This is a genomic window from Bradyrhizobium sp. URHA0013, from assembly GCF_000518345.1.
Classification (GTDB): Bacteria; Pseudomonadota; Alphaproteobacteria; order Rhizobiales; family Xanthobacteraceae; genus Bradyrhizobium.
Window position 1 is genome coordinate 946,556 of the sequence record NZ_KI912427.1, and the last position, 13,604, is coordinate 960,159.

Genomic DNA, 13,604 nt, shown 5'->3' on the forward strand with positions numbered 1-13,604 from the left:
AGAGAACATGCGCATCACCATCCTCTTCGGCGGCTCCAACCGCGAACGTCTGGTTTCGGTCGCCTCAGCCCAGGCGCTGCATCAAGCGCTGCCCGAGGCCGATCTCTGGTGGTGGGACGTCGAGGACAAGGTGCATGTCGTGCAGTCCAGACAGCTGCTCGAACATGCCCGCCCGTTCGAGGACGAGTTCAAGCCGGGCACGTCAGGCATTCCGTTGGAGCAGGCGCTCGACCAGGCCAAGGCGGAGAACCGCGTGCTGGTGCTCGGCCTGCACGGCGGTCGTGCCGAGAACGGCGAATTGCAGGTGATGTGCGAGGCGCGCGGCGTGCCGTTCACCGGATCGGGCTCGGCCTCCTCGCATCTCGCGTTCGACAAGTTCGCGGCCAAGCATTTCGCCGCGCTCGGCGGCGTGTCGCCGCCGGCCAACATTGCGCTGGACCAGATCGACGAGGCCTTCGCCGAATACGGCCGGCTGATTGCAAAGCCCGCCAGGGATGGCTCGAGCTACGGTCTGATCTTCGTCAACGCCAAGCAGGATCTGGTCGCCGTCCGCAATGCAGCGAAGCACGAAGAGTATGTGATCGAGCCCTACATCGCCGGCATCGAGGCGACCTGCGGCGTGCTGGAGCGGCCGGATGGCTCGATCATCTCGCTGCCGCCGATCGAGATCATCCCGGGCGAGGGCAGTTTCGACTACGCGGCGAAATATCTTTTGAAGTCGACCCAGGAGATCTGTCCAGGCCGCTTCACGGCGGAGATCACCGCCGCACTGAAGCAGCAGGCGATGCTGGCGCACCGGGCGATGTCGTGTACCGGCTATTCGCGTTCGGACTTCATCGTCTCGGACAAGGGGCTGGTCTATCTCGAAACCAACACGCTACCCGGCCTGACCAAGTCCTCGCTCTACCCCAAGGCGCTGAAGGCCGAGGGCATCGCGTTCGTCGAGTTCCTGCGCGGCCTGGTCGAGCTCGCCGTGGCCGGTGTGCGAAAATAATTAGGACTGGTTAACGGCCGAACTGGCGAAACGGCCGGTTTTGGAACCCAAAACCGGTAAAATGCCGGATATTGCGGCATAAATGCCTCACAGGCCTGGGCAAAAAGCTCACGTCGTTAACGAACTTTACCTTTTGTTTACCAGGACGTCCGAAGGTTAACGCTGGTGGCGCATATGACGCTTTGGCTGCCGGCGCGTGGACCGTTGCGGGTGTTGTCACTCCCAGCGAACGCTCTGAAGGGGAGAGGTTTTCTTCTGCTGAAGACCAGCACCCGGCCCGGCAAGTCCGAGACGTCATGTTCGCCAGGACCCGCGCGATGTCGCGGGCAAACTGTTGACGAGCTCGTGCAATGGATGGAGCAGGAAGCCTCACTCGGTCGCTTTTCAGATCGCTGAGGCCCCAAGCTGACCTGAAGGCGGCCGCTATCGGAGCGGTCGTGCTTCTGCGCGAGTGGGTGCAGGACAAGCGTCTGGAACGAGTTCACGGCGCGCGTGCTGCGGCCAACGAAAAGATTAAAACCAAAGCCCGGGCCAAAGCCATCATCGAGCGCGAGCCGACGCCGCGGTTGGTCGCGCTGGTCGAGCGCTATCTGCCGCGCCGGGTCGGGATCAGCATGACGGTGCTGCTCCTGATCGGAAGCTGCGGCTTCGGTATCGTCAAGGGCGGCCATCTCCAGGATTTCATCACGGCGGTCAACGACACCCGCAACGCGCTGGCCAATTCCGCCGGCTTCCGCATCACCTCCGTCGTGATCAACGGCCGCAAGCAGCTCAGCCAGGACGAGATCCTCGCGATCGGCGGCGTCAGCGGCCGATCCTCGCTGCTGTTCCTCGACGCCGACGCCGTGCGCGACAAGCTCAAGGCCAATCCCTGGATCGCGGACGCGACCGTGCTGAAGCTCTATCCGGGCCAGCTCATGATCGAGCTCACCGAGCGCAAGGCTTTCGCGCTGTGGCAGGAGGCCGGCCGGCTCTCCGTCATCGCCGACGACGGCGCCGTGCTCGAACCCTATGTCTCGCGCCGGTTCCTGTCGCTGCCGCTCGTGGTCGGCAAGGGCGCCGATACGCAGGCCCGCGATTTCCTCGCTTTGCTGGCGCGCTATCCGCAGGTCAATTCGATCACAAAGGCCGCGATCTTCGTCGGGGAGCGGCGCTGGAACCTCAGGCTCAAGGACGGCCTCGACATCCGCCTGCCCGAGCAGGACGTCGGCAACGCGCTTGCGATGCTGTCCAGGCTCGACAAGGAGGACAGGCTGTTCTCCCGCGACATCGTCGCGGTCGACCTGCGCCTGCCCGATCGGTTGGTGGTGCAGCTGTCCGAGGACGCCGCCAAGGCGCGCGACGATTTGTTCAAGGACAAGAAGAAGAAAAAGGCCGGGGACGCTGCATGACCGGTCTTGATCGCACCCAGACACCGAAGACACGCCCGATGCCGCACAAGCGCGGCGGCCTCGTCGCCTGCCTCGACATCGGCACCAGCAAGATCGCCTGCATGATCGCGCGGCTGAAGCCGTCGGCGCCGAGCGAAGCCCTGCGCGACCGGACCCATGCGGTGGAGCTGATCGGCTACAGCCAGATCCAGTCCCGCGGCATGAAGGCCGGCGCCGTGATTGATCTCGGCGAATGCGAGCAGGCGGTACGACAGGCCGTCGGGCTTGCGGAGAAAATGGCCAAGGTGCGGGTCGAGTCCGTGCTGCTGTCGGTCTCCGGCGGCCGGCTCTCCGGTCAGCTGGTCGAAGCTGCGGCCGACATCCGCGGCGGCGCCGTGACGCCGGCCGATGTCAGCCGCGTCACCTCGACCGGCATGCGCCACGCCACCGGCGAAGGCCGCACCGTGCTGCACGCGCTGCCGGTCGGCTACACGCTCGACGGCGTCAAGGGCATCCGCGATCCCCGCGGGATGGTCGCGCATCAGTTCGGCATCGACATGAACGTCGTCACCTGCGACGCCACGGTGGCGCGGAACCTGATGCTGGCGGTCGAACGCTGCCACATCAACGTCGAAGCCATGGCGGCGAGCCCCTATGTGGCTGGCCTGTCGGTGCTGACCGACGACGAGGCCGATCTCGGCGCTGCCGTGGTCGAGATGGGCGCGGGCACCACCACGATCGCGGTCTTTTCCGGCGGTCGCTTCGTGCATGCCGCCGGTTTTGCGGTCGGCGGGCAACACATCACGATGGATCTGGCGCGCGGGCTCTCCGCGACCATTGCCGATGCCGAGCGAATCAAGACGTTATACGGGACCGTCATCACCGGCGGATCGGACTCGCGTGAGCTGATGTCTGTACCGACAGCCGGTGACGAGCAGGATCTGCCGCAGATCGTCTCCCGCGCTACCATCGCCAACATCGTCAAGCATCGTGCCGAGGAAGTCTTCGAAATGGTTCGGGACAAGCTGAAGGATTCGCCCTTCGCCTCGGAGCCCAACGGCCGTGTCGTGCTCTCGGGCGGGGCCTCGCAGCTCACCGGTCTGGTCGAGCTCGGAACGCAGATTCTCGGCCGGCCCGTGCGGGTCGGACGTCCGCTCGGTTTCGGCCGGCTGCCCAACGAGGCGAAGAACGCCGCCTTCGCGGTGCCGGCCGGACTGCTCGTCTACCCGCAATATGTTCATCACGAACATGTCGAACCGCGGCATACGCGGCAGCAGGTCAGGACGGGGACCGGCGGGTATTTCGGAAAGGTCGGACGATGGCTACGCGAGGGCTTCTGATGACTCCTTCCCGCAATATTCGATTTTCACCAACTCCCGCGGCCGCCGGCCGGGGCGAACCCACGCGCGCGTGATCGAGAGGCAAACATGACCATCAGCATCAATGTTCCTGATATTCACGAACTGAAGCCCCGCATCACCGTGTTCGGCGTCGGCGGCGCCGGTGGTAACGCCGTCAACAACATGATCACGGCGGGCCTCCAGGGCGTCGATTTCGTGGTCGCCAACACCGACGCGCAGGCGCTGACGATGTCGAAGGCGCAGCGCATCGTGCAGATGGGCACGGCCGCCACGCAAGGGTTGGGCGCAGGTTCGCAGCCGGTCGTCGGCGCGGCCGCAGCCGAAGAAGTCATGGACGAACTCCGCGACCATCTCTCGGGCGCCAACATGGTGTTCGTCACCGCCGGCATGGGCGGCGGCACCGGCACCGGTGCGGCTCCCGTGATCGCCAAGATCGCGCGCGAGATGGGCATCCTCACCGTCGGCGTCGTGACCAAGCCCTTCCACTTCGAAGGCGGCCGCCGCATGCGCACCGCGGAAGCGGGTATCAACGAGTTGCACAAGGTCGTCGATACGCTGCTGATCATCCCGAACCAGAACCTGTTCCGGGTCGCCAACGAGAAGACCACCTTCGCCGACGCTTTCGCGATGGCCGACCAGGTGCTCTATTCGGGCGTTGCCTGCATCACCGACCTGATGGTCAAGGAAGGCCTGATCAATCTCGACTTCGCCGACGTTCGCGCCGTCATGCGCGAGATGGGCAAGGCGATGATGGGCACGGGCGAAGCCTCCGGCGACAAGCGCGCGCTGACCGCCGCCGAAGCCGCGATCGCCAACCCGCTGATCGACGATAGCTCGATGAAGGGCGCCAAGGGCCTCCTGATCTCCATCACCGGCGGCAAGGATCTCACGCTGTTCGAGGTCGACGAAGCTGCGACCCGCATCCGCGAGGAAGTCGACCAGGACGCCAACATCATCGTCGGCGCCACCTTCGACGAAGCCCTCGACGGCCTGATCCGCGTCTCGGTCGTCGCCACCGGCATCGAGCAGGCCGCGATCGCGCGTAACAGCCAGGCCACCAGCGCTCCCGTGGCGAATCCTGCTCCGCAGGCGCAGCAGGCTCCCGCTGCTCCGGCCGCGGCTGCCGAGAGCCGTCTTGCCGATTTGACCGCACGGCTGCGCGCCGACAATCAGCGCATGGCCGAGCGCGCCCAGAAGTTCGAAGGGCAGACCCCGGCCGCAGGAACGGGCCAATTTGCCGCCGCTCCCACGGCTCCGCGTCCGAACGTGGAGCGCGCTGCGCTTGCCGCCATCGCCGCCGCCGTTGCGGACGTCCCGCAGGCTCCCGCGCCGATGCAGACCTATGGCGACGTCACAGTGCGGCCGATCGCGCAGAAGCCCACGCTGTTCCCCGAGCCCGAGCAGGCGCCGATGGCCATGCATGAGCCGATGACGCCGGAAACCTTCATCCCGCCGCAGGCCGAGCGTGCGCCGGTCCGCACACCGCGGATGCCGCGGATCGAGGAACTTCCGATGCCCGCCCAGGCCGAGCTTCGCCAGGCCCGCGGCGAGGTCGAGGAGGAGACCCCGCAGAAGACCCGGCTGTCGCTGCTGCAGCGCCTCGCCAATGTCGGCCTCGGCCGTCGTGACGAGGAGAGCGAGGCGCCGATCGCGGCCCGCACCGCCGGTCCCGCGATGCCGCCGCTGCCCGATCGCCGGCCTCAGAAGACCGTGGCGCAGCAAATCGCTTCCACCGAGCCGGTGTCGGAGTATGCCCGTCGTCCCGCGCCGCAGGGCCTGGACATGCACGGCCGTCCCGCGCCTGTTGCCCCGGCGCCACAGGGAGACGACCATCTTGATATCCCGGCCTTCCTGCGGCGGCAGGCGACCTGAGGATTGTTACAATAAGGCAGACGAAAAAGGGTCCCGGCGGGAAGCTTGCCGGGACCTTTTCTTTTGCCCCGTGCGTATCCGGATTGCGTCGCCAAGCAACTGATTTTAAATAATTAATTACATATTCGATGGTTCAGTAAAACTACCGAAAACGGTCCCAAACTCCGGTCCAATTTGGTTAAGCCTTGGCGCGAATACGGCGGGTTTGGGGTAACAATCGGTAAAAAAGCGTGAGTTGGCGCTGTTTGAGGCAGTGACTATGGTTTGCCGTGACTTGGGGATACGGATTCGGAAGCGAGCGGTCTGGGCCGCTCAGTCGGGTTCAGTATAAGTCGCAGTGGTCGTAGTGGGGCGGTTCCTAATGAAATTTAGCCGGCAAACAACGCTTCGTGCGCAAGCCAGTGTGGCAGGCGTCGGCGTTCATTCCGGTCTTCCCGTCACGCTCACGCTTGGACCCGCGCCTGTCGACGCGGGCTTTGTTTTTATCCGCACCGGGCTTGAGGGAAGTGACCGCGAAGTTCAGGCCACCGCCGAGCAGGTGATCGCGACCGATTTCGCCACCGTCCTCGGAGATCGCAACGGCCCGCTGGTTTCCACCGCCGAGCATGTGCTTGCTGCGCTGCGGGGCATGGGCGTCGACAACGCCATCATCGAGATCGACGGGCCGGAAGTGCCGATCATGGACGGCAGCGCGGCAGCCTTCGTTGCGGCGATCGACCAGGCCGGCATCGTGACCCAGCCGGCACAGCGCCGCTTCATCCAGGTTTTGAAGCCGATCTCGGTCAAGATCGGCGACTCCTTCGGCGAAATCAGGCCCTATGCTGACGGGTTCCGCGCCGAGGTCGAGATCGACTTCACCAATCCTGTCATCGGCCAGCAGAGCTACGCCTTCGACCTCAACCCGGAGCGTTTCCGCCGCGAAGTCGGTCGGGCCCGGACTTTCGGTCTGATGTGCGACGTCGCACGGCTCTGGAGCGCGGGGTATGCGCTCGGCGCCTCGTTCGACAACACCGTCGTGTTCGACGAGGAGCGGCTGCTCAACACCGAAGGCCTGCGCTACGCCGACGAATGCGCCCGCCACAAGGTGCTGGACGTGATTGGCGACCTCGCGCTGGCTGGTCTGCCGCTGCTTGGCGCCTACCGCTCGGTGCGTGGCGGCCACAAGCTCAACCACGCCGTCCTGACCGCGCTGCTCGCCGACCGTACAGCGTGGCGGGTGGTCGAGGGCGAGGCAGCCCGCCGTACCACGCGTCCGGTGGCTGAAACCGGTCGCGGCATCGTCGGCGGCCGGATCGCCGCGGTCTACGGGCCGGACGTTTCCTGAAGCGAGACATTCCCGAAGAGAGACGGGCCTGAAGAGCCCCGTCGCCGCAGGCGTTTGGCGGCGGCTTTCCCCGGGAAAGTCCTGGTAACGATGATCGGCTAGGATTGCGGCGCGTTCGCCTTAATCCGGGCGGAATGCCTGCCTATCCGGTTGGTTGAAGATCGTTTTTCGGTTACACCGGCGTGGTCGCACGGCAGGCGCCACGGCTATATTTCGCGCCCAGGACGGGGTTCATGGGCTGGCGGACACCGCACCACAGGGCGTCAGGGCAATATTCATGTCGGCACAGCGTATGACGCGCGGATATCTCCAAGTCCCGTCTCGAGAAGTCTCGTCCCGAGAAGTCTCGTCTCGTGCCCGTGGGCTGATTCAGGTTGTCGCCCTCTTCGTGCTCGCGCTGCCGCTGGCCGGCTGCGGCACCGGCGCGCTGTGGGACAAGTTCACCGCCAAGGACGACACCTTCGTCGAGGAGCCCGCCGACAAGATCTACAATGAGGGCCTGTACCTCATGAACGAGAAGAAGGACATGAAGGCGGCGAACAAGAAGTTCGAAGAGGTCGACCGCCAGCATCCTTATTCCGACTGGGCCCGCAAATCATTGCTGATGTCGGCCTACGCGTCCTACCAGGGCGGCGACTATGACAATTGCATCGGCGCGGCCACCCGCTACGTCACGCTGCATCCCGGCAGCCCGGATGCGGCCTACGCGCAATATCTGATTGCCGCCTCGCATTACGACCAGATTCCGGACATCAGCCGCGACCAGACCCGCACCGAGAAGGCGATCGCCTCGCTGGAGGAGGTGGTTCGCAAATATCCGACCTCCGAATATGCGACCTCAGCCAAGGCCAAGATCGAAGGTGCGCGCGACCAGCTCGCCGGCAAGGAAATGAACGTCGGCCGCTATTACGCGCAGAAGCGCGACTACACGGCGGCGATCAACCGCTACAAGGCCGTGGTGACGCAGTACCAGACCACCCGCCATGTCGAAGAGGCGCTGTACCGCCTGACCGAGGCCTATATGGCGATCGGGATCGTCGGCGAGGCTCAGACCGCCGCCGCCGTGCTCGGGCATAATTTTCCTGACAGTCGCTGGTACAAGGACGCCTATAATCTTGTAAAATCGGGCGGTCTCGAACCGAGCGAGAATCAGGGGTCCTGGATTAGCAAGACCTTCAAGAAAATGGGTCTCGGCTAGGAAATAGAGTTCCATGCTGGCGCGTCTGTCGATCCGTGACATCGTCCTGATCGAACGGCTCGATATCGAATTCGCACCGGGCCTCGCGGTTTTGACCGGCGAGACCGGTGCGGGCAAATCCATCCTGCTCGATGCCTTTGCGTTGGCGCTCGGCGGCCGCGGCGATGCCGGCCTCGTGCGGCATGGGGCGGAGCAGGGGCAGGTCACTGCCGTATTCGATATCCCAAAAAACCATCCCGCGGCCAAAATCCTCGCGGAGAACGGGCTGGACGATACCGGCGAGATGATTCTCCGCCGGGTCCAGCTCGCCGACGGCCGCACCCGCGCCTTCATCAACGACCAGGCGATCAGCGTGCAGACGCTGAAGGCGGTTGGGGCTGCTCTGGTCGAGATCCACGGCCAGCACGACGAGCGCGCGCTGGTCGATGCCGCCACCCACCGCCGCCTGCTCGACGCCTTCGCCGGTCTCGAAAAGGACGTCTCGGCGGTCGAGGCGCTCTGGGACGCACGCCGCACCGCCAGCACCGCGCTGGAGGAGCATCGTGCCGGCATGGAGCGCGCCGCACGCGAAGCCGATTACCTTCGCCACGCCTCCGACGAATTGAAGCAGCTCGCGCCCAAGGACGGCGAGGAGACCTCGCTGGCTTCGAGGCGCACGACCATGATGCAGGGCGAGAAGATCGCCTCCGACCTGCGCGAGGCGCAGGAGGCCGTCGGTGGCCACCATTCGCCGGTCGCCTCGCTGTCGGCGGCCGTGCGCCGGCTGGAGCGTCGCGGCGTCAACTCGCCGGCGCTGGTCGAACCCGCGGTGAGGGCGATCGACATCGCGATCAACGCGCTGGAGGAAGCCGACCAGCATCTCCAGGCGGCGCTTGCGGCAACCGATTTTGATCCCTCGGAGCTCGAACGCATCGAGGAGCGCTTGTTCGCGTTGCGCGCCGCGTCGCGCAAATATTCGACGCCGGTCGACGGGCTCGCCGCGCTTGCTGCAAAATACGCCGCCGATGTCGTTCTGATCGATGCCGGCGCCTCCCGGCTGAAAAAGCTGGAGCAGGCTGCGATCGAGGCCGATGCGCGCTATGCGGCGGCCGCCAAGAAGCTGTCGATGGCGCGGCAGAAATCGGCGGAGAAGCTCAACAAGGCGGTCAATGCCGAGCTCGCGCCGCTCAAGCTCGAACGCGCCAAGTTCATGACCCAGGTCCAGACCGACGAGGCAGCTCCAGGCCCGCAAGGGTTCGACCGCGTCGAGTTCTGGGTGCAGACCAACCCGGGCACCAAGCCGGGCCCGATGATGAAGGTCGCCTCCGGCGGCGAGCTGTCGCGTTTCCTGCTGGCGCTGAAGGTGGTGCTGTCCGACCGCGGCTCGGCGCCGACCTTGGTGTTCGACGAGATCGACACCGGCGTCGGCGGCGCGGTCGCGGACGCGATCGGCGGACGGCTGGCGCGGCTCGCCGGCAAGGTTCAGGTGATGGCCGTAACCCACGCCCCGCAGGTCGCCGCCCGTGCCGACCAGCATTTGCTGATCTCCAAGGACGCGCTGGACAAGGGCAAGCGCGTCGCCACCCGCGTCAATGCACTCGCCGCCGACCACCGCCGCGAGGAGATCGCGCGGATGCTCGCCGGCGCCGAGATCACCGCCGAGGCGAGGGCTGCCGCGGACCGTTTGCTCAAGGCGGCGACGGCTTGATTTCGTGTCCCGGACGCGCGCAAGCGCCGGGGCCCTAAACGTTATGTCCGGGGTACGAAACTGTAACCGCCTTTACCCTCCCGCCCGCTCCATCGTATCCAAGCACCATGGCCAGAGCAGCAAAATCGAAACCAGCACCGCTTCGCGACGTCGCCGACCTCACCAAGGCGCAGGCCAAGGTCGAGCACATGCGGCTCGCGCTCGAGATCGAGGGGCACAACGAGCGCTACTACCAGGACGACGCGCCCACCGTCACCGATGCCGCGTATGACGCGCTGCGCCAGCGCTTCAACGCGATCGAGAAGCGCTTTCCGGAATTCGTCAGCGCGGACTCGCCGTCGCAGAAAGTCGGCGCTGCACCGTCGGGCCGCTTCAAGAAGGTGCGGCATGCCGTCCCCATGCTGTCGCTCGACAACGCCTTTGCGGAAGAGGATCTGCGCGACTTCGTCGGCCGCATCGTGCGGTTCCTGAAGCTCGACGACGACAGAATCGATTTCTCGGCCGAGCCGAAGATCGACGGCCTCTCGATGTCGCTGCGCTATGAGGGTGGTGAGCTCGCCACCGCGGCGACCCGCGGTGACGGCGCGGTCGGCGAGGACGTCACCGCCAATATCCGCACCCTCGAAGACGTGCCGCAAAAGCTGAAGGGCCGCAACGTCCCCGATATCTGCGAGGTGCGCGGCGAGGTCTACATGACCAAGAAGGCCTTCCTCGCGCTCAACGAGCGGCAGAAGGCCGAAGGCAGCACCATCTTCGCCAATCCGCGCAACTCGGCCGCGGGTTCGCTCCGGCAGAAGGACCCGACCATCACCGCCTCGCGTCCCCTCGGCTTCTTCGCCTATGCCTGGGGCGAGATGAGCGCGATGCCGGAGGGCACGCAGAGCGGCATGATCCATTGGTTCGAGCGCTGCGGCTTCAGGACCAACCCGCTGACCAAGCTCTGTCACTCCGTCGAGGAACTGCTGGCGTTTCATCGTGCGATCGAGGAACAGCGCGCAAAACTCGACTACGACATCGACGGCGTCGTCTACAAGGTCGACCGCATCGACTGGCAGGAACGGCTCGGCTTCGTCTCGCGCACGCCGCGCTGGGGCATCGCCCATAAATTCCCCGCCGAGCGCGCCACGACGGTGTTGCGCGACATCGAGATCCAGGTCGGCCGCACCGGCTCGTTCACGCCGGTGGGCAAGCTCGAACCGGTCGGCGTCGGCGGCGTGATCGTGCAGAACGTCACGCTGCACAACGAGGATTACATCAAGGGTATCGGCAACAAGGGCGAGGTGTTGCGCGAGGGCCGCGACATCAGGATCGGCGACACCGTCGTGATCCAGCGTGCCGGCGATGTCATCCCGCAGGTGGTCGACGTCGTCCTCGACAAGCGGCCGAAGGCTGCCAGGGAATTCCAGTTTCCGAAGAAGTGCCCGTGCCCGTTGCACACCGATGTCACGCGCGAGGAGACGGCGGCGGGCGAAGAGGGCTCACGCGCTCGCTGCACCGGTGAGTTCGCCTGCCCCTACCAGAAGATCGAGCATTTGAAGCTGTTCGTGTCGCGGCGCGCCTTCGACATCGACGGCCTTGGCGAGAAGCAGCTCCAGTACTTCTTCGACGAGGGTTTTGTGAAGGAGCCAGCCGACATCTTCACGCTGGAAAAGCGCAACGCAAAACTCAAATTGGAGGACATCGAGGGTTACGGCGCAACCTCGGTGCGCAATTTGTTCGGCGCGATCGAGAGCCGTCGCAAGATTGCACTGGAGCGCTTCATCTACGCGCTCGGCATGCGCCATATCGGCGAGACCACGGCGCTGGCGCTGGCCCGCGGCTACGGCTCCTGGGACGCCTTCCACGACGCCAGCCTCAAGGTTGCCAATGGCGACGAGGAGGCGATGGCCGAGATGGATGCGCTCGACCAGATCGGCGAGACCGTGATCAAGAGCATCGCCGATTATTTCGGCGAGAGCCACAATCGCGGCATCGTCGAGCGGCTCACCAGGGAGGTCGAGATCATCGACGCCGAGAAGCCGAAGAGCAACTCCGCCGTCGCCGGCAAGACCGTGGTGTTCACGGGCTCGCTGGAGAAGATGACGCGCGACGAGGCCAAGGCCACCGCTGAGCGGTTAGGCGCAAAAGTGTCCGGATCGGTGTCCAAGAAAACCGATCTCGTCGTCGCCGGCCCCGGCGCGGGTTCGAAGCTCGCGGAAGCCAACAAGCACGGCGTCAAGGTGCTGACCGAGGACGAGTGGCTGACGCTGATCGGGGAGTGAGGGCTTCTTTCGTCATTGCGAGCGAAGCGAAGCAATCCAGAATCTTTCCGCGGGTCGCAGTCTGGATTGCTTCGCTTCGCTCGCAATGACGGAGGAGGCGGCGTGCCATCCCTCACATCATCCCGCTCTCTTCCTCTTCCGCCTGCTCGATCAGCGTCTCGCTCACCATGACCTCGCGGCGGGGGACGACGAAGATCATCGTGCAGGCGCACAGCAGGGAGATCGCCAGCACTGCGGCGGTGAGCGGCAGCGTGGTCGCGGAATGGCCGCCGAGATAGGCGCCGAATTGCGACATCAGCGCGCCGATGCCCTGCTGGAGAAAGCCCATCGCACCTGATGCGGTGCCGGCGGCCTCGGGACGGACGCTGATGGCGCCGGCGGCCGAGTTCGCCATCACGAAGGCATTGCCGACCATCACGATCATCTGCGTGCCGAACAGCCAGGCGGGTGCCTCGTTCCAGCCGGTGAAACTCCACAGCAGGTTCAACAGGCTGCCGCAAAGCTGGAGCGCGAGGCCGAACCAGATCAACTTCTCCAGCGAGTGCCGCGGCGCGAAGCGCACGCAGAGCAGATTGCCGACGAGATAGGCGAAACCCGTCGTCGCGAACCACGCGCCGTATTCGGCGCTGGTCCTGCCCATCTGCGTCACCACGATATAGGGGCCGCCGCCGGCGAAGGTGAAGATGATCTGCGACGCCAGCACCTGGCACATCACGTAGCCGACGAAGGCGCGGTTGCGGATCAGGATGCCGACATCGCCGCGAAAGCCGCTGCCGGCTGCGCGGTCTCGGCGCGTCTCGGGCAGCGCGAAAGCGATGCCGACGGCGACAATGATCGCGGCGACGGTAATGGCGTAGAAGATCGCGCGCCAGCCGAATGCGGTCTCGATCAGGCCGCCGGTGAGCGGGGAGACCATCTGCCCGATCATCAGCGCCGCGACCACGAGGCTGATCATCGAGGCGACGCGATCGCGCTGGTAGATGTCGCGGATGATGGCGCGGCTCACCACCATGCCGGCGGCGCCGCCCAGCGCCTGGAAGAAGCGCGCGGCGATCAGCTGCGGCAGGGTTTCCGCGAAGATACAGGCGACGCTGGCGACGACCATCAGCGCCAGGCCTCCAAGCAGCACCGGGCGCCGCCCGAAACGGTCCGACAGCGGGCCCATGATGAGTTGCGATAGCGCGATGCCGACCATGTACAGCGACACCGTCATCTGCGCGACCGAGATGTCGCTGCCAAAGGTCGTCGCCAGCACCGGTAGCGCCGGAACCAGCATGTAAAGCGAGATCGGCGCGATGCCAGTCATGACGACGAGCAGCAGCAACACCACGCGCGAGGTCGCGATGTTTTTCGCCGTTTCCGGCGGCTTGCTTATCATGCCGTGCATGCCTGACCGTCTCATAGAAATTCGAATCTGACTGTAGCGCTCTCGCGCAAGACGGATATCGGCGTTTCGGAATGCGGCTATACGGATTCCGGGACGGTGATAATGGCGGCGCGATGATGATGAATTGGGCGCGTTGCTCGTGCCGCGTGA

General features: G+C 65.2%; 9 protein-coding genes. 8 read left to right on the plus strand and 1 reads right to left on the minus strand.

The features are described from left to right. Positions 1-7: 7 nt before the first annotated feature. The 8 genes from N551_RS0133920 (at position 8) to ligA (ending at position 12,067) form a co-directional block, all read left to right on the plus strand. Positions 8-994, plus strand: coding sequence for a D-alanine--D-alanine ligase (locus N551_RS0133920; protein WP_027570706.1), 987 nt, complete (start codon positions 8-10; stop codon positions 992-994). Between the two features lie 350 nt (positions 995-1,344). Continuing rightward, positions 1,345-2,385: a cell division protein FtsQ/DivIB gene (locus N551_RS0133925; RefSeq protein ID WP_027570707.1), complete on the plus strand. Its 1,041-nt coding sequence runs from the start codon at positions 1,345-1,347 to the stop codon at positions 2,383-2,385. Next, entirely contained in the window at positions 2,382-3,704 is a 1,323-nt protein-coding gene (ftsA, locus tag N551_RS0133930; protein WP_007613530.1) for a cell division protein FtsA, read from the plus strand. The genes N551_RS0133925 and ftsA overlap by 4 nt, the downstream gene beginning before the upstream one ends. A gap of 87 nt (positions 3,705-3,791) precedes the next feature. Then, positions 3,792-5,597 (plus strand): cell division protein FtsZ, encoded by a 1,806-nt coding sequence (ftsZ, locus tag N551_RS0133935; RefSeq protein WP_027570708.1) that lies wholly within the window; start codon positions 3,792-3,794, stop codon positions 5,595-5,597. Between the two features lie 361 nt (positions 5,598-5,958). Then, positions 5,959-6,921 carry a UDP-3-O-acyl-N-acetylglucosamine deacetylase gene (lpxC, locus tag N551_RS0133940; protein ID WP_026232696.1) on the plus strand — a complete coding sequence of 321 codons (963 nt, stop codon included), beginning with the start codon at positions 5,959-5,961 and terminating at the stop codon, positions 6,919-6,921. 277 nt (positions 6,922-7,198) lie between these two features. After that, positions 7,199-8,119 carry an outer membrane protein assembly factor BamD gene (locus N551_RS0133945; RefSeq protein ID WP_027570709.1) on the plus strand — a complete coding sequence of 307 codons (921 nt, stop codon included), beginning with the start codon at positions 7,199-7,201 and terminating at the stop codon, positions 8,117-8,119. A 13-nt stretch (positions 8,120-8,132) separates the two neighbouring features. Further along, on the plus strand, positions 8,133-9,806 hold the full coding sequence (gene recN / locus N551_RS0133950; protein ID WP_027570710.1) for a DNA repair protein RecN: 1,674 nt from the start codon (positions 8,133-8,135) through the stop codon (positions 9,804-9,806). Positions 9,807-9,913: 107 nt separating this feature from the next. After that, the gene (ligA, locus tag N551_RS0133955) at positions 9,914-12,067 is read left to right on the plus strand and encodes an NAD-dependent DNA ligase LigA (RefSeq protein WP_027570711.1); all 2,154 of its coding nucleotides are present in this window, start codon (positions 9,914-9,916) and stop codon (positions 12,065-12,067) included. A 112-nt stretch (positions 12,068-12,179) separates the two neighbouring features. Here the strand turns inward: ligA and N551_RS0133960 are convergent, their stop codons facing one another. Further along, positions 12,180-13,454, minus strand: coding sequence for a multidrug effflux MFS transporter (locus N551_RS0133960; RefSeq protein WP_027570712.1), 1,275 nt, complete (start codon positions 13,452-13,454; stop codon positions 12,180-12,182). Between the last annotated feature and the right edge of the window lie 150 nt (positions 13,455-13,604).